Here is a 20,604-nt window from a genome sequence, read left to right on the forward strand (position 1 = left end):
TGAGGTCGCCCGCGGGGGCTCCGGCGAGGTTTCCGGCGGCTTCGATCTGGTTGTAGACCTGCCAGCCGGCGCCGAGTCGGGTCCGTTTGGCGGGGACGATCTGGCCGCCCACGGGCCAGTCCCGCAGGTCGTCGCGCCACAGCACGCCCGCGGCGTCGCGGGCGAGGAGGTCGGTGGAGCCGTTGTCGTTGTAGTCGTGCGGGTTCGCCTGGCGCACGACGGTCATGAGCCAGCCCTGGTAGGCGGGGTCGCCGGTGCCGTCGCTCAGCACGGCCTCGGCCTCCACGCCGTACCTGCCGTTCGGCGCGTCCACACCGTCGATGGTGCCGTCCCAGGTGAAGGAGAAGCGCGTGCCGGTCGCGGGGGCGGGCACGCGCTGCGTGAACTCCTTGCCGGTGGCGATGTGCGTGAGCGTGACGTCCAGGGAGGCGTCGGCGCGCGACAGGGTCCACCCCAGCGTCACCTTGCCGCCGGTCCGGTCGAGGTCCGCCACGTCGGGGACGTGGACCTGCTCGATCTCCAGCGCCTTCTCCGCCGGCAGCGGGCCCGTCTCCGCCACCTTGGTGACCGTCGGGGAGCCGTCCGCCGCGGCCGCGATCCGGAACAGCCCGTCGCCGTCGGCCCCGCGGCTGCCGCTCAGCACGGCGGCGCCGTCGGCCGGCGCCGCGAAGCCCGAGGCGGCGATGCCGAGGTCGCGGGTCTCGCCGCTGGTCAGGGAGACGGCCCGGGCGGGCTTCGAGGGGTTGCCGTAGACCAGCCACCCGCCGACGAGCTCGTGGTACCACTTGTCGCCGCGGAGGCCCAGGACGGTCTTCTTCTCCTCGCGCGTCGTGCGGTCGACGGAGGTGACGTAGAGCCCGGTCGAGGAGTCGTAGTCGACCCAGGCCACGTGCGAGCCGGAGGTCATCAGGCTGGTGAAGTCGTGCCCGGACTCGACGGAGGCGTAGGTCTCCGTGACCGTGCCGGTCGCCACGTCGATCAGGGCCCTGCCGCCGGTCCGCGCGTTCGCCGGGCCCGTCGCGTATCCGGTGAGGACGGAGCCGTCCCGGACCTGCCCGCCGACGAACTCGGCGGCGTCGGCGGGCAGTCCGGAGACCTGGTGGCTGGTCGTCGCGGCGCCGTCCTTGCTCACGACGTGCAGTTCGAACGTGCCGTCGCCCTTCGTCACCTGTGCGAGGACGCTCGTCGGGCTCAGCGAGGCCACGTAGGTGCCGTTCAGCGGGCGGAGGTCGATGTCCACGCCCGGGGCGGACGGGTCCGCCATGTTCCTCAGCGTGAGGGACCGCATCTGGAGGGTCCAGCCGTCGTCGCCGATGACGACCACGTCGCCGCTGCCCATGACGGCGGCGCCGCCCTCGGGCTCCTGGATCCAGGTCGGGGCACTCCCGTCGTACGGAGTCCAGAGCGCCTTCCGCTCGCCGTCGCCGAAGGAGTAGCTGAGGAAGCCGGTGCTGCCCACGCCCGCCAGGTCGGAGTCCTTGGGGAAGACGGGCAGGCCCTCGGCCTCCGCGGCCTGCGCCGGGGCCGTGGTGGCGGCGAAGGCGGCCGGTGCGGTGGCCAGGGTGCCGGCGCCGAGTGCCGTGACGGCGAGGACTGCGGTGACGGCGGAGGCGAGACGGATGCCGGAGGAACGGAACTGCAAGGTGAAACCCCCACGGGAAGATCGGACACGGGAGAGCCGTGCCTGATCAGACTCGCGATCGGGTCGCAGGGTTGTACGGGTTCCCGATGATCCGTTCGATTGCGGTTCCGGGGTCGGCCCTAGAAGGCCAGCTGGGCGATCTCCTCCGCGACCACGGCGCAGGCGTCGGCGGCCGGGTCGATGAGGGGGAAGTGGCCGACGTCCTCCAGGAAGGTCAGGCCGGTCTCCTCGCCCGCCTTGCCGGCCGCGTCCGCGTACGCCTCGGCGACGTCGCAGGGGACGACGAGGTCCGCGCGGCCGTGGACGACGGTGGTCGCGATGCCGGTCGGAAGGAGGACGGCGGGGTCCGCGAGGGCCGCGCGGGTCTCGGACTCGGCCGGTCCCCCGAGGAGTTCGGTGACCGCGCCGCCGCACACGCCGAGTTCCACCGCGCGGCCGAAGTGAGCGATCGGGGCGAGGGCGACGACCCCGCGGAGCGCGGGCGGGGCGGGGAGGCGCCACGGGGTGCCGGCGGGCAGGACGTGGCGGGCGGCGGCCCACAGGGCGAGGTGACCGCCCGCCGAGTGGCCGGTGAGGACGATGCGGCCGGTGTCGGCCTGCGGCAGGTGCTCGGCGGCCAGCCCGGGGAGGGCGTCGAGCGCGGCGGCCACGTCGTCGAAGGTCTCGGGCCAGCGGCCGGCGACCGGGGCGGCGCCGCCCTGACGGGGGATGTCGCTGCCGCGGCGGTACTCGACGTTGGCCACGGCGAAGCCCCGGCGGGCCAGGAAGTCCACGAAGGGGGTCAGGTGCTGCCGGTCGTACGGGGCACGCCAGGCGCCGCCGTGCAGGGCGACGACGAGCGGGGCCCGGGTGCGTCCGTCGCGCGGGGCGTAGAAGTCGACCACCTGATCCGGGTGGTCGCCGTACGCGGCGGAGGCGTCCGGGGGGACGGCCGGGTGCGAGAAGGCCGACGCCTCTTCGGCGGCATCGCGCGCGGCGGGGTCCGGCATGCTGTTCCAACCTCTCGGGTACGGGGCCGAATTGGCCTGACCTGCGGGGACGGTATCAGGACCGGAGCCCCCGCAGATCAGGCGATCATCGGACGGTCGTCCCGCTGGGTCGTGTCCGGGAAGGAGCCCCGTCCGGCCGCGGGCCGGGCGGGACTTTCCGGACACGGCCTCAGGACGCGAGGTCGGTCAGGACCTCCGCGAGGACCCGCGCCGCCCGCTCCGCGTCCGCGAAGCCGACGTACAGCGGGGTGAAGCCGAACCGCAGCACGTCGGGGCGGCGCAGGTCTCCGACGACCCCGCGCCGAATCAGTTCGGCCATGACGGCCGGGGCCTCGGCGCAGCTCAGGGCGACCTGGCTGCCGCGCTCGCCGTGCTCCGCGGGTGTCACGGACTCGACCCGGCCCTCGGGGGCGTACGCCCGCACGCACTCCAGGAAGAAGTCCGTCAGGGCGAGGGACTTGGCCCGCACGTCCTCGACGGAGACGTCGTCCCAGACGTCCAGGGCCGACTCGAGGGCCAGCATGGAGAGGATGTCGGGGGTGCCGACCCGGCCCCGTACGGCGCCCTCGGCCGCGGTGTACCCGGGGGTCATCGCGAACGGGTCGGCGTGCGAGTTCCAGCCGGGCAGGGGCGAGTCGAAGGCGGCCTGGTGGCGCTCGGCGACGTACAGGTACGCGGGCGAACCGGGGCCGCCGTTCAGGTACTTGTAGGTGCAGCCGACGGCCAGGTCGACGCCGTGGGCGTCCAGTCCGACGGGCAGGGCGCCCGCGCTGTGGCACAGGTCCCAGACGGCGAGCGCGCCCGCCGCGTGGAGCGCGGCGGTGATGCCGGGCAGGTCCTGGAGCCGGCCGCTGCGGTAGTCGACGTGGTTGACGAGCGCGGCGGCCGTGCGCGGACCGGCCGCGCCGGGTATCGCGGCGGGGTCGACGGGCACGATCCGGTGCCCGGTCATCCGCGCCGCGGACTCCGCGATGTACCCGTCCGTGGGGAAGGTCGTCGCGTCGACGAGGATCTCGTCCCGGTCGTCGCCGGCGAGCCGGGCCGCGGCGACGACGGCCTTGAAGACGTTCACGCTGGTCGAGTCGCCGACGACGATCCGTCCGGGGGCGGCGCCGACGATCGGCGCGATCCGGTCGCCGATCCGCTCGGGCGCGGTCCACCAGCCGGACTCGTCCCAGGAGCGGATGCGCAGTTCGCCCCACTCGCGGGTGATGACGTCGGCCATGCGGGCCGGCACGTGGGCGGGCAGCGCGCCGAGGGAGTTGCCGTCGAGGTAGACGGTCCCGGCGTCGAGGGCGAACTTCTCGCGGTGCTTGGCGAGACCGTCGGCGGCGTCGAGTTCCAGCGCCCGGTTACCGAGGAGGTCAGACATGGCTGCGGGCCGTCCAGAGCTCGGGGAACACGTTCTTCTGGGCCCGCTTCTCCAGCCAGGCCACGCCGGCCGAGCCGCCGGTGCCGGTCTTCGCGCCCATCGCGCGGCGGGTGGCGACCAGGTGGTCGTTGCGCCATCGCCAGACGAGTTCGGCGACGTCGCTGAGGGCCTCGCCGAGGCGGACGAGCTCGCCGCTCTGGTCGGGGTCCGCGTAGATCCCGGCCCAGACGGCCTCGACCTCGGGGGACGGCTCGTAGCGCTGCGACAGGTCGCGGCCGAGGACCTCGGCCGGCACGGGCAGGCCGCGGCGGGCCAGGAACGCGAGGACCTCGTCGTACAGGCTGGGCTCCTGGAGCGCCTTCTCCAGCTCGGCGTGGACGCGGGGCGCGCCCCGGTGCGGCACGAGCATGGAGGCGGCCTTGTCGCCGAGCAGGAACTCCATCCGCCGGTACATCGCCGACTGGAAGCCGGAGCCCTCGCCGAGCGCGGCGCGGTAGGCGTTGAACTGGGCGGGGGTGAGCTGGGCCAGCGGCCGCCAGGAGTGGTTGAGGGCCTCCAGCTCGCGCACGGAGCGCTTGAGCGCGTCCATCGCGACGGGGACGCGGTCCTCGCGCAGTGCGCGGCTCGCCGTCTCCCACTCGTGGACGATGACCGTGAACCACAGCTCCATGACCTGGGTGGTGACCAGGAAGACCATCTCGCCCGGGTCGTCCGAGCGGAGGTGCTGGAGGTGGGTGAGGACGTCCGCCTGGACATAGTCCTCGTACGGCGTGGTACCCGCGAAGTCGAGGTTCGGGTCATGGGTGACCGAACCGGCTCCGGCATCGGGGAAGGTGGACATTGCTGTCTCCTCGATACGTACTACCGGGTAGCGGTCTGCTCCTCCGTGCGGCACGTCGTCCGGCACGGGAGCCCCGGTCCCCTCGGGAGGCGTGCTTCGTCGCGCGCCGTCCCAAGCGCATCATGACACGATCGGCCCAGTGATGTAGCTACCGCCTTCGTCATACGGAAACGCGTTCGAGCGACAGCCGTGCAGACCCTTGATCTGCTGCATCATCGCCGGGGCGAGCCTGCCCGGACCCGGGCAGCCCAGGTGCGTGCGGATGCCGATCTCGTGGCCGACCTCGTGGTTGATGATCAGGTGCCGGTACTCCTCCGCCTCCCCGGCGAAGGTCGGCGAGCCGAGCATCCACCGTCTGAGGTTCACCACGACGCCGTCCGCGGTCTCGCAGTTCAGCTCGCCGCGGGTACGGAGCCCCTGGCGGAGGCAGAGCGCGTCGGCGGTGTCCGGGGTGGCGATCCTGATGACGAAGTCGGCGTTCTCCGAGACCAGCTGGAAGCGGCCCCGGCCGTGCGCGGCCCAGCTGCGCGGATGGGCCAGGATCCGCTGGATCTCGGCGGCCGTGTCCCGCGCCGACAGCGCGATGCCGTCCTCGACCTGGACCCGGTAGCGGCGCAGGGTGCCGCCGGAGCCGGTCGGAGCCCCGGAGGACCGGGCGGTGGTGAACGTCCCGGCACCGGACCGGGGCACCTGGGGCCTCTTCACGGCGGTCCGCTTCGGGGTGGCCCTGGGCTTCGGCCCGGACTCCGGGGTGGGTGTGGCGGGCGCCGGACGCGCCGGTGGCGGTGCCGCCGTACGCGTCGGTCCCGTCGGCGTGGGCCGGGGGCTCGCGGTGGCCGTCGTCCGCTCGGCCGTGGGGGCCGCCGTCGTCTTCCCCGCCGTGTCGTCCAGGTCCGCGAGGGCGGCCCCGGCTCCGAGCACGACCGTCGTCAGCACCAGGGCCGGCAGCCCGAAGCGCGTGCCCGACCTGCGTTTCCCGCCCGTTCCCCGCCGTCCCGCGGGTGCGGCTCGTCTCCCCACGACAGACTTCCCCCCTGAGTCCTGCGGTCCCGGGGATCGTACCGGCCATGTCGAACGCCCTTTCCCCCGTGCGGAGGAAAGGGCGTGCGAGCAGGCGGTGAACGTCAGCCGAGCGTCTCGGCCGCCGTCTCCGAGGAGTCCCGCAGGAAGGTGGTGCAGCGCTCGAACTCGTCCTTCTCGCCGATGTCGCCGGCGGCGCGGGCCAGGGCGTGCAGCGCGCGCAGGAAGCCGCGGTTCGGCTCGTGCTCCCACGGCACCGGGCCGTGGCCCTTCCAGCCGCTGCGGCGCAGCGCGTCCAGGCCGCGGTGGTAGCCGGTACGGGCGTAGGCGTACGACTCGACGACCGAGCCGCGCTCGTAGGCGTCGTCGGCGAGCCGGGCCCAGGCGAGCGAGGAGGTCGGGTACTTCGCGGCGACGTCCGCCGGCGCCGTGCCGTTCGCGAGCAGCTCGCGCGGCCCCGGGTCGTCGGGCAGGTGGGTGGGGGCCGGTCCCCCCAGGAGGTTCTCGTGGATGGCCATGGGCCCAGTCTGCCTCAGGCCGCGGGCCCCGGGCCTCCCCGCTCCCCCGGATCTCCCCCGCTTCCCCGCTCCCCCGACTCTCCGGGGCGTCCCCGCTCCCCCGGGTCCAGCGGTGGCGACGTCACCCCGCAGTGCACCCGGCACTCGGGGTGGCAGTCGGCCCGCGCGGGCGGCGTCCGCAGCGTCGTCCAGGCGATGACCGCGCCGGCCACCAGGAGGACGGCGCACATCGGCATCGCCCGCCGGAAGGTCTCGTCGAACTCCGCCGCCGAACGGTACGACTCCGGGCCCATCCCGGCGAGCAGTGGCAGCGCGGCCACCGCCAGCAGCCCGGCCGCCCGGGCCGCCGCGTTGTTGATGCCGCTGGCGAGGCCCGCCCGGGCCACGTCCACCGAGGCGAGGACGGTCGCGGTCAGCGGCGCGACCAGGGCCGTCATGCCGAGTCCGAGCACGAGGAGGGCCGGCAGCACGTCCTGCACGTACGAGGGGTCCTCGCCGACCCGCAGCATCAGCAGCATGCCGGCGGCGCACAGCAGCGGCCCCACCGTGAGCGGGATCCGGGGGCCGATCTTCTCCCCCAGCTCACCGGACCTGGCCGAGAGCAGCAGCATCAGCACGGTCGTCGGCAGCAGGGCCGTACCGGCGGCGAGCGCCGAGTAGCCGGAGACCACCTGGAGCTGGAGCGTGGCCAGGAAGAAGAAGCCGCCGAAGGCCGCGTACACGCAGAGGGTGACCAGGTTGACGGCCGTGAAGATCCGGGAGCGGAAGATCGACGGCGGTGTCATCGCCGTTTCGCCGCGCCGCCGCTCCACCACCACGAACCCGGCTCCCACCAGGGCCCCGGCCACCCCGGCCCACCATGCCGCGCCGATCAGCCCGTACGTGACGAGCGCGAGGGCCGCCGCCCCGAGGACGGCGCCGAGCACGTCGAAGCGGCCGTGCGCCGTCTCGTCCCGGGACTCCGGCACGTGCCGGAGGGCGACCGGTACGCAGACGGCGGCGAGCGGCACGTTCAGCAGGAACACCCATCGCCAGCCCGGGCCGTCCACCAGCCAGCCCCCGACGAACGGCCCGATCGCCGCCCCGACCCCGCCGAAGCCGGACCACAGCCCGACCGCCCTGGCCCGGTCGTCCTCGTGGAAACTGGCCTGGATCAGCGCGAGCGAACCGGGGGTGAGCAGCGCCCCGCCCACGCCCTGGAGGGCGCGGGCCGCGATCAGCACCCCGGTGTTCGGGGCGAGGCCGCACAGCAGCGAGCCGACCGCGAACCACACCACGCCGATCACGAAGACCCGGCGGCGGCCGTAGCGGTCGCCGAGCGCCCCGCCGAGCAGGATCAGCCCGGCCAGGGTCAGCATGTAGGCGTTGACGGTCCACTGGAGCGCGCCGAGGTCGGCGTCCAGGTCCTCGCCGATGTGGGGCAGGGCGACGTTGACGACGGTGGAGTCGAGCAGCGCCATCCCGGACCCGAGCACGGTCGTGAACAAGATCCACCGGCCCGTACCCGAGGCCATCCGCACGTCCCGCACACCCATGCCTGCATGGTCCCGCGAACGCCGGAGCCCCGCCCGCCGGAAGGGCGGACGGGGCTCGTCGGATCACTCGAAAGCACCTCAGCGGCGCCTCAGCGGGTGAAGTTGAAGTACTTCCAGGAGCCGTAGACCGTCGAGTTCACGTTGTCGCCGGACGTGCCGTCGATGTACGCGGAACGGACCCGGAACCTGTAGCCGGCCGCGCCGTCGCCGTCGATCGTCACGTACGCCATGCCGTTGGCGTTCAGCCGGAAGAAGTCCGAGCCGGCGCTGCGCCAGGCGCCCTGGTACCAGAGCTGGAGGTCCAGCCGGGTCTTGCGGCCCGGGTAGCTGTTGAGCCAGGCGGCGATCATCGGGTCGGCCGTCTGGTGGTAGGTCTGGTACGAGGTGTTGCCGATCCGCGTCCACTTGTAGTGGCGGGACAGCGTGGTCGCCAGGCCCGCCCGCGTGTTCACGGCCGACGCGGCCGAGGCCGCGGCGCTGCGGGTGTCACCGGCGAAGACCGCGCTCACCCAGGTGTCCCGGGTCATCTTGAGCGATGCCGACAGCTTGCCTGCCGAGTTCACCGTGCCGCGCTTGAGCAGCCGCTTGGGCTCCGCCCCGACCGGGTCGGCCCAGAGCTCCACCACACGGTTCCGGTACGTCGGGCCGAGGGTGGCCGTGTACGTCACGGTGGTGTTGAAGTTGACGACGAGCCCGTGCCGGTCGAGGGTCAGCGCGGTCTTGTTCGGGGCCACCTTGACGACGGCCGTCCCGGTGGCGGCCGCGTGCGTGGCGTCCCCGGCATAGGCCACCTTGTACGTGACGTTCCCGGCGGCGGTCGGGGTGTCGGGGAACGAGAACGCCCCGTTCGCCCCCAGCGCCCTGGTGCCGAGCGCCTTGCCCTGCTTGGCCTCGACGTCGTACCGCGTCACGGTGAGCGGCGTCCCGGCCGGCAGCGGCAGGGTGGCCGCGATGGTGCCGGACACGGTGAGCGCCTTGGCGACCGGCGCGGTGGCCGGGGCCTTGACGGTGACGACCGGGACGGACCTGGTGGGCTCGTCCAGGACGTGCAGCCGCGCGCTGCCGCCGCTGGCCATGGTCACCGCGAAGAGGCGGCTGCCGCCCGGCTCCCAGGCGAGGGCGCTGTCGGCGAGGCTGTCGCCGGCGCCGGTGGTCCCGGTGTTGGGGAAGTCGTACTGCCGCACGGCCTTCGTCTCGCCGGGCCGGTAGACGAACACGTCCGGGCCGTACCAGGCGTCGGAGCCCGCCGCCACGGTGCCGTCGGGGGCGACGGCCACGGCCGCGCCGTGGTACTCGCTGGCGTAGGCCCCCACCTGGGTGAGGTCGGAGGTCTGCCAGACCCGGTGCCGGTTGCCCGCGGTGGCCGTGATCAGACGGCTGCCGTCCTGGGTGTAGGCGAGGTCGCTGACCATGCCACCGCTGGACGACTCGGACTCGGGCGACCGCGCGGTGCGGACCGCGGTGCCCGTGCTCACGTCGTACGCGCCGATCCGGAACCAGTGGTAGTACGAGGACACGGCGGCGATGGCGTTCGGGTCCGTGGGCGAGGAGACGAGCCGCGGGGCGCCGGAGTAGTCGATCTCCGCGTCCTGGCCCAGGGTCACCACGGGCTGCTCGCCGGACGCGTCGATCGAGCCGATGTCGCCGTCCTCGTTCGTGCCGTAGCCGAACCAGATCCTGCCGCCCGCCAGAGCCACGTACGCCGGGTCGGTGCCCTCACCGGTGGCGTACCGGGCCGTCTCGGTCACCGCCTGCGCGTCCAGGGCGACGACGGCGTCGGCGCCCGGGACCGCGGCGTACAGGCTCCCGCCGTCGGCGGAGAGCGCGAGCCCGGTGACGCCGGGCAGGCCGGTGACGGTGCTCAGCACCGTGCCCGCGTAGTCGGTCGCGACGACCTTCCCGAGGTACGGGTCGCTGATGAAGATCTTCCGGTGGACGCCGTCCACCACCATGTCGCCCACGGACGACATCGCCAGCGCCTTGCTGCTGTCGGCGGCCGCCTGGCCCGCCGTGCCCGCGACCAGCGCCGCGGAGCTGAAGAGAACCGCGAGCGAGGTCGCGGCCGAGAGAGTGCGCTTGCGCACGATGAAGAGACCCCCAGAAAACACATGGTCCCCGGCCCACGGAATCGGGGCTCGGTCAGCGCAGACTAGATCACGCCGCCGACAACTCGCCTCCCGGTATCCGCGGACGGGGACGGGCGCCCCGCACAGCGGGGTCGCCGCGCCCCGGCCTCCCCCGTCAGCTGCGGCGCAGCCGGTTCGCCGCGCGGACGAGCGCGTCCACGCCCCGCTCGGCCTTGCTCCGGGGGCAGCCCACGTTCAGCCGGACGAAGCCGGGAGTGCCGTACACCCCGCCCGGCATGATCGCGACCTTCTCCACCGCCACCAGCTCCTCCTGGAGCCGGGCCTCCTCGATGCCCAGCGGCCGCAGGTCGATCCAGGCGAGGTAGCCGGCCTGCGGGGGCGCCCAGCCGGCCTCGGGAAGTCCGGCCGCGAGCCGCTCCTGGAGCAGGGTCATCGTGCCCGCGACGTACCCGCGCAGTTCGTCCAGCCAGGGGGCGCCCTGCCGGTACGCGGCGATGTGGGCGGTCAGGGAGAGCACGGCGGGCGAGGCCAGGCCCTCGCCCGTCTCCATCCGCCGGACGAAGGCCGTGCGCTCGTCAGGGTCGCCGATCATCCCGTACGAGCCGGAGAGGGCCGGGAAGTTGAACGCCTTCGTGCCCGAGGTGACCAGGGCCCAGCGGCGGCCCCGGCCCGGTTCGGCGACCCGGGTCCAGGGGATGTGGCGGTGGCCGTCGGTGGTCAGGTCGGCGTGGATCTCGTCGCTGACGACGGCCGCGCCGTGGCGCTCGGCCAGCCGGGCGAAGGTGGTGAGCTCCTCCTCGGTCCACACCCGTCCGGTCGGGTTGTGCGGGGAGCAGAGCAGCAGCATCCGGCTGTCGGGCCGGGCCAGCTCCCGTTCGAGGGCTTCGAGGTCCCCGACGGGGACGCCGCGCAGCTCGCGCCCGAGCCCGGTGACGGCCTTGCGGAAGCCGTCGTAGGTGGGGGTGTGGACCACGACGCCGTCGCCGGGTTCCGTCCACATCCGCAGCAGCTGGGAGAGCTGGTTGAGCACCGACGGCGCGTACACCAGCGTGTCGGTGTCGATCGCGGTGGCGTACCGGCTCGCGTACCAGTGCCGGATCGCCTCGCGGAACCCGCCCAGCCTCCAGTCGGTGTAGCCGAAGACGCCGTGGTCGACCCGCTCGCGGAGGGCGGCGAGCACCTCCGGCGGGGAGGCAAAGTCCATGTCGGAGATGGTGAAGGGGAGCAGGTCGGAGACGCCGAAGCGGTCCGCGATGCCGTCCCACTGGACCGACCAGGTGCCCTGCCGGTCTATCTCGCGGTCGAAGTCGTACATCAGGCCCTTTCCGTCGGTCGACGCACAAAGGGCCCGGCACCTGGGAGGTACCGGGCCCTTCGCTCACACGATTGCTTCGTTACTTCATCTTCGTGCCGGTCGAGCGCAGCGCGGCGCACGCCTCGGTCACGCGGACGGCCATGCCGGCCTCGGCCAGCTTGCCCCAGGTGCGCGGGTCGTAGGTCGACTTGATGCCGACCTCGCCGTCGACCTTCAGGACGCCGTCGTAGTTCTTGAACATGTGGTTCGCCACCGGACGCGTGAAGGCGTACTGCGTGTCGGTGTCGAGGTTCATCTTCACGACGCCGTTCTCCAGCGCGGTGGCGATCTCCTCGGCCGTGGAGCCCGAGCCGCCGTGGAAGACGAAGTCGAACGGGGAGGTCTTGCCGAACTTCTCGGCGACGCCCGCCTGGAGGTCCTTGAGGAGCTCGGGGCGGAGCACGACGTTGCCCGGCTTGTAGACGCCGTGCACGTTGCCGAAGGACGCGGCGAGCAGGTAGCGGCCCTTCTCGCCCAGGCCCAGGGCCTCGGCGGTGCGGATCGCGTCGTCGACGGTGGTGTACAGCTCGTCGTTGATCTCGTGGGTGACGCCGTCCTCCTCGCCACCGGTCGGGGTGATCTCGACCTCGAGGATGATCTTGGCGGCGACGGCCTTCGCGAGCAGCTCCTGGCCGATGGCCAGGTTGTCCGCGAGGGTCTCGGCGGAGCCGTCCCACATGTGCGACTGGAACAGCGGGTTCTCGCCACGGGCGACGCGCTCGGCGGAGATGTCGAGCAGCGGACGGACGTAGCCGTCCAGCTTGTCCTTCGGGCAGTGGTCGGTGTGGAGGGCGACCGTGATGTCGTACTTCGCGGCGACGATGTGCGCGAACTCGGCCAGGGCAACGGCGCCCGTGACCATGTCCTTGTTGTACTGACCGCCCAGGAACTCGGCTCCGCCGGTCGAGATCTGGATGATGCCGTCGCTCTCGGCCTCCGCGAAGCCGCGCAGCGCAGCGTGCAGGGTCTGGGACGAGGTCACGTTGATGGCCGGGTAGGCGAACTTGCCTGCCTTCGCCCGGTCGAGCATCTCGTTGTAGACCTCGGGGGTTGCGATGGGCATTCGTCCGCTCCTTGTGATGTGCGGGGTGTGTGCGTTTCTGTCCCTGACCTGGGGGCGACGTCATCGTCGCCCCCATCCTTTCAGACTCTCGTCCGGGCTCACATGGTCGCGGCACGCCAAGGGGCGGGGTGTTTCACGTGAAACACCCCGCCCCTTGGCAAAAGAGCAGGTCAGAACCGTTTCCACCACGGTCCGGGACCTAAGTCACGACTTCGCGGCGGTTACGCCAGCTCGAGATCCGCCAGCTGGTATCCGGTGAGGTACGCCAGGCCCGCCCCGGCGATCGCCTCGGCGGCGCCCCGGTCCACGATCGTGGCGACGGCGACGACCTCGCCGCCGGCCTCGCGGACGGCCTCGACCGCGGTCAACGGCGAGCCGCCCGTGGTGGAGGTGTCCTCGACCACGAGGCAGCGACGGCCCTTGACGTCCGTGCCCTCGATCCGGCGCTGCATGCCGTGCGCCTTCTGCGCCTTGCGCACGACGAAGGCGTCGAGGCGCCGACCGCGCGCGGCAGAGGCGTGCAGCATCGAGGTCGCGACCGGGTCGGCGCCCAGCGTCAGCCCGCCGACGCAGTCGAAGTCCAGGTCGGCGGTGAGGTCGAGCATGACCTGACCCACCATCGGCGCGGCCTCGCCGTCCAGCGTGATCCGGCGCAGGTCGATGTAGTAGTCGGCTTCCAGACCCGACGAGAGGGTCACCTTGCCGTGCACCACGGCCTTGTCCTTGATCTGCTGGAGCAGTTCAGCGCGTACGTCAGTCATGGTCAGCAGCTTAAAGCCGCCGCCAGCTCCAGACGCTCTCGACCTCCAGGGGGTCGATCGGGGTGACGAGGCGCGGATGGGTGTTGAGGCCGTTCGGCGGGCCGGACTGCGGCTCGACGCAGACCGCCTCGGCCGGCTCGTCGTAGATCACCACCCACTCGGCACGGCTGGTGACCTTCAGCTCCAGCTCCTCCGGCCAGGTGAGGGTCACGTCGACGCCGTCGGGCATGCCGAAGCAGTCGTCCCAGGGGCCGGGGAGGGGGTCGATCCGGCGGCCGGTGGGGAGGTGGTCGTCACCGCGCTCCTCCTGCCAGGCCGGGGCGAAGCCGAGTTCCACGTCCTGGCCGCCCCGGCCGAGGTTGCGCAGGAACCAGGGGTGCCAGCCGGCCTGGGCGGGGAACGAGTCGTCATAGGTCTCGACGCCGAAGCGGAGGGTGAGGGAGTCCTCGGCCAGTTCGAAGACCTGGGTGACCCTGGCCTGGTAGGGCCACGGGTCGCCCAGCTCGCAGGTGAAGACCGCCTCGGTGGCGGAGGTCCGGGCGGTCTTCCAGGCCACGTCGCGGACGGTGCCGTGGATGGCGTGCGGGGGCGCGTTGACCGGCAGTCGGTGCGTGGTGGCGCCGTTGCGGAAGCGGCCGTTCTCGGTCCGCCCGCACCAGGGCACCATCGGGAAGCTCCCGTACCGCTCGCCCTGGCGGAGCACCTCGGTGCCGCCGATGCGCAGGCTCTCGATCCGGCACCCGTGCTCGGGGTTGATGGTCAACTCGGCGTCGCCCGCCGTCAGTCGCGTCTGCATCGTCACGCCCCGACCCTAGCCCCGGTTGGACCGTTTCAACGACGGCGGCGCAGGGCCCGGCCGACGACGACGGCGGAGGCGAGGGCAAGGGCCGCGGCGGGTGCGATCCAGCGCAGGGTGGCACCCGCGCTCGTCGCCTCGGGCGCGGGCATGGGGGCGTACCGGCCGCGCGGCGGTGCGTGGTCGACCTCCTCGGCGCTCCGCCCGATCATGGTGCGGCGGGCGTGGGCGGCCTCGGCGGCGGGCTGCGGGGCGGGGAACTCGATCGGGGTCTCGCCGAGGCCCTCGTCGAGGAGCGGGTCGAGGGCGGGCGGCGGGACCGGGGCGTCGAACACGGCACCGCGGCCGGGCTCCTCGACACCGTCGTCGACGCCGTCGTCGTCGGTGTCGGTGTCGGTGGTGTCGGTGGTGTGGTCGGTACCGGCGGTGTCGTCGGTGTCGGCGGTCTTTCCCGTACCGGCGGTGTCGGCGGTCTCTTCCGTACCGGCGGTACCGGCGGGCTCGTCCGCCTCTGCCGGTTCCTCCGCCGGTTCCTCCGCCAGGGCGGCCAGCGCCTCGACGAACCTGTCGAGCAGTTTGGCGCCCGCCAGGGACCTCGCCCCGTCCGACGCCTCGGCGAGCCGGCCCTCCACCGTGAGGGCGCCCGTGAAGCTCAGGCTGGTGCCCTCGGCCACCGGAGTGAGGACGACGGTGAGCGACAGCTCGGCCGCCCCCTTGCCGCGGGCCTCGGTGCCCTGGCCCTCGTAGGTGATGGCGCCGTCCCGCTCGACGACCTTCAGGGCGCCGCGGTAGGTGATGGTGTTGCCGCCGACCCGGACCTTGAGCCGTCCCGTGAGGGGGCCCGCCGCCGCGTCGGCGTCGCGCTGGAGGCCGGGCACGCAGCGCACCACCCGGGCCGGGTCCGTGAGCGTCGCACGCAGGGCCTCGGCCGGGACGGGAACGAACACCTCATGCTCCATGGAAGCCGAGCCTACTCAGGCCGGGGCGCGGCGTCGCCTGTTTCCCCCGGGGCGCGCGGCCCGGGGCGCCGCGCTCAGGAGCCGTACCGCGGGTGGACGAGCGTGGAGGGCGGCAGTGCGGCGCCCCGGGTCCGTTCGGCGCGGCGTGCGGCGGTCGCCAGGGTGTCCGCGGCGAGGGAGCGCAGACGGGGTGCGTCGGGGGCGAGCCCGAGGACGGGCGGCCGGTCGCCCGGCACGGCGAGGAGGAAGCCCCAGTCACCTGGCCCCCGTCCGGTGCCGCTGGTGCGGTCGGCGCGGTCGGGTCCGGCGGCGAAGCCGGGGGTGCGGCCGCTCGCGCTGTAGGGGCGGGTGGCGAAACCGGCGGCGCGCAGGGTGGCGTCCACGGTCCAGTAGGTGCGGGGCCGGTCGTCGGCCGATCCGGCGTGCACGGCGAACCGTCCGGTGTCGGTGAGGACGCGGGCCACCAGGCCGTAGAACTCCTCGGAGTACAGCTTGGTGCTGGGGGTGATGCCGGGGTCGGGCAGGTCGGAGATCACCACGTCGTACCGCTCCCGCGCCCGGTCGGCGGCGTCCCGCAGCCAGTCGAACGCGTCCGCGTATGCCACCCGGACGCGCGGGTCGCGGAACGCCTGCGCGTTGAGGGTGGCGAGGGCCGGGTCCGTGCGGGCGAGGCGGACGACGCCCGGGTCGAGTTCGACGACGGTGACGGCGTGGACCCCCGGGTAGCGCAGGACCTCCCGGGCGGCGAGTCCGTCCCCGCCGCCGACGATCAGCACGCGCCGGTGGCCGCCCTTCATGGCGGGGTGGACGAGGGCCTCGTGATAGCGGTACTCGTCCTCGCCGGCGACCCGGAGCCGGCCGTCGAGGAAGAGGTCGGGCGGCCCTTCGCGGCCGCCCGTCACCACGACCTCCTGGAGGTCGGTGTGGACGGCGACCCGCACCCGGTCCCCGTACACGGCCCGGCGCGCCGCCTGTTCGAAGTCGTCGACGAGGACGGTCGCCGTGGCGAGGACGGCCAGGACGCACAGGTTCACGGTCAGGAGGAGGGCCCGGGAGCGGCGGGTCAGGTCGCGGCGGAACACCCACAGGACGAGACCGCCGCCCGCCACCGCGTTGACCGCGCCGGTGACGAGCGCGCCGGTGAGCTGGCCGAGCCAGGGCAGCAGCAGGAACGGGAAGGCGAGGCCGCCGACCAGCGCGCCGACGTAGTCGGCGGCGAAGAGGTCGGCGACCGTGCCCGCCGCGTCGTCCGGATCCCCGAGCGACGCCTTGCGGCCCGCGCGTCCGGAGCGGTCCCCGGGGTCGGAAGAACGATCCGCCTGCCCGGAGCGGCCCGCCCGCTGTATCAGCGACATCAGGAGCGGGATCTCCGCGCCGATGAGCACCCCGATGGCGAGCGAGAACGCGACCAGCACGTACCGCGACTCGCCCAGCCAGGCGAAGGCCGCGTACAGCACCATCGCCGAGCAGCCGCCGACCAGCGCGAGCCCGGCCTCGACCAGGCCGAAGCCGACGGCGGCACGGCAGCGCAGCCGCTTGGCGAGCAGCGAGCCGACGCCCATCGCGAAGACCATGACGGAGAGCACGACGGATGCCTGGGTGACCGAGTCGCCGATCAAGTACGAGGCGAGCGCGACCAGTTCGAGTTCGTAGACCAGGCCGCAGGCGGCGCAGACGAACACCACCGCGAGGACCGGGAACCGGACCGTCTCGCCCGGCCGCGCGGGCCGCCGCACGGGCGGCCGACGCACCCTCCTGGGTGGCATGGTCACGGTCGGCTCGATCATGACCGTAACGCTACGTCACGACTGACAGACCCTTTGTCACCCACACGAGTGCACCTGGGGCTCCGGAGGGGTGGATCAGAGCGTTGCGGGCATACGCGCGCCGATACGGGTCCTGGTCACCACCAACTGCCCCTCCTGCGGGTAGGCGTGCCAGGTGCGCCACCGCACCTGCCCCTCGTGACGCTGCGCCAGCATCGCCGTGAAGGCGTGCGGGGAGCCGGGGAAGGTCCCCGCGAGTCCGTTGGGGTGGTCGGCGACGAGCGCGAGCAGCTCCTGGGCGCGGCCCGCGAAGGAGCCCTGCGAGAGCGTCTCGACGCGTGCGGCGAATTCGTACTCCCATTCGCCGACGCGCTTGGAGACGCCGAGCGGGAGCGGGGTGCTGCTGCCGGGCATGCAGGCCACGGTCTCCGAGCAGCTGCGGCCCTCCTCTTCGAGGAGGACCTGGTGGGAGGCGCCGAGCAGTCTCAACTGGAGCTTGGCGCCGGAGAGTTCGAGGTCGAGCACGGCGAGGGCCGGCAGCGGCTCGCGTCCGAGGGCCCAGGCCAGATCGGATGCACGCGTGTCGGTGTAGGTGGTTTTCAGGGTGGTGAGCATGGGTCGGCTCCGCAAACACGGTTTGACGGGTGGGCCGGGGGCGCCCCGGAGAGGGTCCAACGGGAGTGGGGATCGCCGGCTCGGTTCCACACACGGTCCGAGGGCTGTCTCTGTCAGGAGCGAGAGAACCACGGACGCCGGGCGACTCGCAGCGTTTTTACCCAACTTGCTGTGTTTTCCAACCCCTTCGGGGACCCCACAGTTCAATTGTTCAATCAGAATTGATCGACATGTCGGCACGTAATGCCAATGTCACGTGCCGCAGGAGCGGTCGCGCCCGGCCGCCGAGGCCGTCGCGGACCCGCCCGGTCAGCTGCCGCCGCCACAGCCGCCGCCCCCGCAGCCCGACCCGCAGGAGCTGCCGCCGCCACAGCCGCCGCCCCCTCCGCAGCCGGCGCCCCCGCTGCCGCCGCCGTCTGCCCAGCCGCCGCGCTTCCGGCCGCCGCGCCACTTGCCGCGCCCCCGGTCGCGGACGGTGGAGATCAGGCCGATGACGACCAGAGCCCCCAGGATCACGATGAAGATCTCCATCAGTACTACCCCCGTTCTTCTGTGCGAGGGGGATGCCCCCTACGGCCCCCCGTCAAAGCGGACTTGAGCGAATCGAGAGCTTCAGCTGCACGAGGAGGAGGAGCACGAGGACGACGAGCACGAGGAGCTCGAACACGAGGAGCTGGAGCAGGAGAACGAGGAGGAGGAGCAGGACGAGGACGACGAGGAGGACGTGGAGGAGGACGAACCGGCCCACCAGCTGTCGCCGACGCCGCCCGCCCGCGTCGTGCCGCTCAGCGCCCGCCCGACGACCCACACCACGACCGCGATCACGATCGCGATCCCGAGGATGAAGACTGCGATGTTCATGCCAGGGCGATCCCCTTGCAGGGACACCGTCAAAGCGCACTTGAGCAAGTCCAGAGCTTCCCCCCAGGATGGCGGTCATGACACGACCGCTGCTCAATCGCCGTCTCGCCGAGTTCGGGACGACGATCTTCGCCGAGATGTCCGCGCTCGCCGCCAGGACCGGGTCGATCAACCTCGGCCAGGGCTTCCCCGACACCGACGGCCCGGAGGAGATCCGGGAGGCGGCGGTCCGGGCGCTGCGGGACGGCCGCGGCAACCAGTACCCGCCGGGCCCCGGCGTCCCCGAGCTGCGGACCGCCGTCGCCGACCACCAGCGGGAGCGGTACGGCCTCGCGTACGACCCCGAGACGGAGGTGCTGGTCACCGCGGGCGCCACCGAGGCCATCGCGGCCGCCCTCCTGGCGCTGGTCGAGCCGGGCGACGAGGTGATCGCCCTGGAGCCGTACTACGACTCGTACGCGGCGTGTGTCGCGATGGCCGGCGGCACCCGCGTCCCCGTCACCCTCCGCCCCCACGAGGGCGCCTACGTCCTCGACCTGGACGAGCTGCGGGCCGCCGTCACCGACCGGACCCGGCTGATCCTGCTCAACACCCCGCACAACCCCACCGGCACCGTCCTCTCCCGGGCCGAGCTGACCGCGATCGCCGAGCTGGCGGTCGAGCGGGACCTGCTCGTCGTCACCGACGAGGTGTACGAGCACCTGGTGTTCGACGACGCCGCGCACGTGCCGATCGCGACCCTGCCCGGCATGCGGGAGCGCACGGTCACCATCGGTTCGAGCGGGAAGACGTTCTCGTTCACGGGCTGGAAGGTCGGCTGGATCACCGCGAGCCCCGCGCTGACCTCCGCCGTCCGGTCCGCCAAGCAGTTCCTCACGTACGTCTCCGCCGGCCCCTTCCAGTACGCGATCGCCGAGGCGCTCCGCCTCCCGGCCGCCTACTTCGACGGCCTGCGCGCCGACCTCCAGGCCAAGCGGGACCTGCTGAGCGAAGGGCTCGCGCAGGCCGGGTTCGAGGTGTACCGCCCGGCCGGCACCTACTTCGTCACCACCGACATCCGCCCGCTCGGCGCCGACGACGGCTTCGCCTTCTGCCGCTCCCTGCCCGAGCGCGCCGGCGTCGTCGCCATCCCCAACGCCGTCTTCTACGACCACCGCGAGGCCGGCGCGCCGTTCGTCCGTTTCGCCTTCTGCAAGAAGACCGAGGTCCTGGAGGAGGCGGTGGCCCGGCTCAAGCGGCTCGCCTGAGGCGCCGCCTCCCGGGACGCACGAGAGCCCGGCACCCCCTGGGAGGGGGTGCCGGGCTCTCGTGGCGTGCGGGGCGGGGAGGCTCAGTCCTCCTCGTCGCCCGCCTTGTCCTCGGGGGACTCCAGGCCGAACTGCTCCACGATCCACTTGTCGAACTCGATGGAGGCGCGGACCCAGCTGACCGTGGAGGACACGAAGTGCTCCAGGGCGACGCCGGTGCCGATCAGCATCTGGGCCTCGCCGATGAGGCGGAGGGTGGCCGAGCCGTCCTCCTCCTCGTGGAGGTGCGTGTAGACCTTGGGCCACAGGGTGCGGCGGTTCCAGTCGTCGATCGCGTCGAGGACCTTCGCGCGGTCGTCGGCCGAGTGCGGGCGGTCGTAGAACGTCCGGACCGAGAAGACCTGCTGCTCGTCCTCGCCGCGGAACATGAAGTAGGTGCGGAACTCCTCCCACGGCGCCGCGAGGTCACCCTCGTCGTCGACGACGTACTTCAGCTCCATCTGCTCGAGGAGCTGCTTGACGAGGTCCTGGTCGGGGACGACGGGGCCCGCCGGTCCTGCGGCCTGAGGCTGGGGCTGGCCCCCGAAATTCGGAATCGAGGACGGGTCGATGCTCACCGTGTATTTCCCTTCGTACGGATGCCCGCCATCCTCTCCCATGCCGGGCGGTACGTGGCAACCCCCACCTCCCGCGATCCGCTGCGGGCTGACAAGATCTGGGCCTCATGGGGGAGAAATCGGGGAAGAAGTCGGGACCGGTGAAGCCGCGCAGGTGGACCTGGTTGTGGGTCCTGGTGGCGGTGACCGTGTTCTGCGGCGGTCCGGCGGCCGTGCTGGCCTGGGGCGCGATGGCCTGGAGCGAGATCGGCGAGACGAAAGAGGTCGACTGCGCCGAGGTGATGACCTTCGCGCGGGGAAGCCTCCCGATGAGCGCCGAGGACGCCCGCTGCACGGCGGCCCACTGGCAGGACACCCAGGCCACGGCCGAGTTCCGGATGCCGCGCTCCGAGCTCGGGGGGTGGCTGGAAGCGACCTATCCGACGGGGAAGCCCCCGTTCTCCTGCGAGCGGGACCTGTGCGTGGACGTGTCGTTCGACGAGCTGCTGTACGTGCACCTGCGGGTCACGTACGAGGACGGTGACACCGCCCTCGTACGTGTGCAGGCGTTCGACACCTGAG

Annotated in this window: 20 protein-coding genes; 2 read left to right on the plus strand and 18 right to left on the minus strand. The window is 72.8% G+C overall.

Going from position 1 to position 20,604, the window contains the following annotated elements; translation table 11 throughout:
* From ACFVZH_RS15480 to ACFVZH_RS15560, 17 genes are all read right to left on the minus strand, one after another.
* The coding region (locus ACFVZH_RS15480; protein WP_384897404.1) for a hypothetical protein at nucleotides 1–1,642 on the minus strand (1,642 nt) is incomplete at its 3' end.
* Between the two features lie 119 nt (nucleotides 1,643–1,761).
* Nucleotides 1,762–2,631: an alpha/beta hydrolase gene (locus ACFVZH_RS15485; RefSeq protein ID WP_384897406.1), complete on the minus strand. Its 870-nt coding sequence runs from the start codon at nucleotides 2,629–2,631 to the stop codon at nucleotides 1,762–1,764.
* Nucleotides 2,632–2,800: 169 nt separating this feature from the next.
* Nucleotides 2,801–4,003, minus strand: a complete 1,203-nt coding sequence (gene kynU, locus ACFVZH_RS15490) for a kynureninase (RefSeq protein ID WP_384897408.1) — start codon at nucleotides 4,001–4,003, stop codon at nucleotides 2,801–2,803.
* A complete protein-coding gene (locus ACFVZH_RS15495) occupies nucleotides 3,996–4,844 on the minus strand; it encodes a tryptophan 2,3-dioxygenase (RefSeq protein ID WP_384897410.1) in 849 nt (282 codons plus the stop codon). The genes kynU and ACFVZH_RS15495 overlap by 8 nt, the downstream gene beginning before the upstream one ends.
* A gap of 120 nt (nucleotides 4,845–4,964) precedes the next feature.
* Nucleotides 4,965–5,864 carry a DUF3152 domain-containing protein gene (locus ACFVZH_RS15500; RefSeq protein WP_384897412.1) on the minus strand — a complete coding sequence of 300 codons (900 nt, stop codon included), beginning with the start codon at nucleotides 5,862–5,864 and terminating at the stop codon, nucleotides 4,965–4,967.
* 104 nt (nucleotides 5,865–5,968) lie between these two features.
* Nucleotides 5,969–6,382, minus strand: a complete 414-nt coding sequence (locus tag ACFVZH_RS15505; protein ID WP_367823425.1) for a DUF3151 domain-containing protein — start codon at nucleotides 6,380–6,382, stop codon at nucleotides 5,969–5,971.
* Nucleotides 6,383–6,396: 14 nt separating this feature from the next.
* Complete coding sequence (locus ACFVZH_RS15510; RefSeq protein WP_384897414.1) at nucleotides 6,397–7,917, minus strand: MFS transporter; 1,521 nt, start codon at nucleotides 7,915–7,917, stop codon at nucleotides 6,397–6,399.
* Nucleotides 7,918–8,006: 89 nt separating this feature from the next.
* Nucleotides 8,007–10,001: an Ig-like domain repeat protein gene (locus ACFVZH_RS15515; RefSeq protein ID WP_384897416.1), complete on the minus strand. Its 1,995-nt coding sequence runs from the start codon at nucleotides 9,999–10,001 to the stop codon at nucleotides 8,007–8,009.
* A gap of 157 nt (nucleotides 10,002–10,158) precedes the next feature.
* Nucleotides 10,159–11,319, minus strand: a complete 1,161-nt coding sequence (locus ACFVZH_RS15520; RefSeq protein ID WP_384897418.1) for a MalY/PatB family protein — start codon at nucleotides 11,317–11,319, stop codon at nucleotides 10,159–10,161.
* A gap of 79 nt (nucleotides 11,320–11,398) precedes the next feature.
* Complete coding sequence (gene fbaA, locus ACFVZH_RS15525; RefSeq protein ID WP_384897420.1) at nucleotides 11,399–12,421, minus strand: class II fructose-bisphosphate aldolase; 1,023 nt, start codon at nucleotides 12,419–12,421, stop codon at nucleotides 11,399–11,401.
* A gap of 221 nt (nucleotides 12,422–12,642) precedes the next feature.
* Complete coding sequence (gene pyrE, locus ACFVZH_RS15530; protein ID WP_384897422.1) at nucleotides 12,643–13,182, minus strand: orotate phosphoribosyltransferase; 540 nt, start codon at nucleotides 13,180–13,182, stop codon at nucleotides 12,643–12,645.
* 10 nt (nucleotides 13,183–13,192) lie between these two features.
* On the minus strand, nucleotides 13,193–13,978 hold the full coding sequence (locus tag ACFVZH_RS15535) for an aldose 1-epimerase (RefSeq protein ID WP_384897749.1): 786 nt from the start codon (nucleotides 13,976–13,978) through the stop codon (nucleotides 13,193–13,195).
* Nucleotides 13,979–14,013: 35 nt separating this feature from the next.
* On the minus strand, nucleotides 14,014–14,937 hold the full coding sequence (locus ACFVZH_RS15540; protein ID WP_384897424.1) for an SRPBCC family protein: 924 nt from the start codon (nucleotides 14,935–14,937) through the stop codon (nucleotides 14,014–14,016).
* 74 nt (nucleotides 14,938–15,011) lie between these two features.
* Nucleotides 15,012–16,724 carry a polyamine aminopropyltransferase gene (locus tag ACFVZH_RS15545; protein ID WP_384897426.1) on the minus strand — a complete coding sequence of 571 codons (1,713 nt, stop codon included), beginning with the start codon at nucleotides 16,722–16,724 and terminating at the stop codon, nucleotides 15,012–15,014.
* Between the two features lie 75 nt (nucleotides 16,725–16,799).
* A complete protein-coding gene (locus tag ACFVZH_RS15550) occupies nucleotides 16,800–17,318 on the minus strand; it encodes a DUF2617 family protein (protein ID WP_384897428.1) in 519 nt (172 codons plus the stop codon).
* Between the two features lie 309 nt (nucleotides 17,319–17,627).
* On the minus strand, nucleotides 17,628–17,849 hold the full coding sequence (locus tag ACFVZH_RS15555) for a hypothetical protein (RefSeq protein WP_384897430.1): 222 nt from the start codon (nucleotides 17,847–17,849) through the stop codon (nucleotides 17,628–17,630).
* Between the two features lie 52 nt (nucleotides 17,850–17,901).
* On the minus strand, nucleotides 17,902–18,066 hold the full coding sequence (locus ACFVZH_RS15560) for a hypothetical protein (protein ID WP_384897432.1): 165 nt from the start codon (nucleotides 18,064–18,066) through the stop codon (nucleotides 17,902–17,904).
* A 181-nt stretch (nucleotides 18,067–18,247) separates the two neighbouring features.
* Here ACFVZH_RS15560 and ACFVZH_RS15565 point away from each other — a divergent pair, with 181 nt between their 5' ends.
* On the plus strand, nucleotides 18,248–19,426 hold the full coding sequence (locus tag ACFVZH_RS15565) for a pyridoxal phosphate-dependent aminotransferase (RefSeq protein WP_384897434.1): 1,179 nt from the start codon (nucleotides 18,248–18,250) through the stop codon (nucleotides 19,424–19,426).
* An 83-nt stretch (nucleotides 19,427–19,509) separates the two neighbouring features.
* On the opposite strand, the gene ACFVZH_RS15570 is transcribed toward ACFVZH_RS15565, so the two are convergent.
* Complete coding sequence (locus ACFVZH_RS15570; protein WP_384897436.1) at nucleotides 19,510–20,043, minus strand: YbjN domain-containing protein; 534 nt, start codon at nucleotides 20,041–20,043, stop codon at nucleotides 19,510–19,512.
* Between the two features lie 140 nt (nucleotides 20,044–20,183).
* Between ACFVZH_RS15570 and ACFVZH_RS15575 the strand changes: the two genes are divergently transcribed.
* Nucleotides 20,184–20,603, plus strand: coding sequence for a hypothetical protein (locus ACFVZH_RS15575; RefSeq protein ID WP_384897438.1), 420 nt, complete (start codon nucleotides 20,184–20,186; stop codon nucleotides 20,601–20,603).
* Nucleotide 20,604: the final 1 nt, after the last annotated feature.

It is taken from the genome of Streptomyces sp. NPDC059534, from assembly GCF_042743475.1.
Classification (GTDB): Bacteria; Actinomycetota; Actinomycetes; order Streptomycetales; family Streptomycetaceae; genus Streptomyces.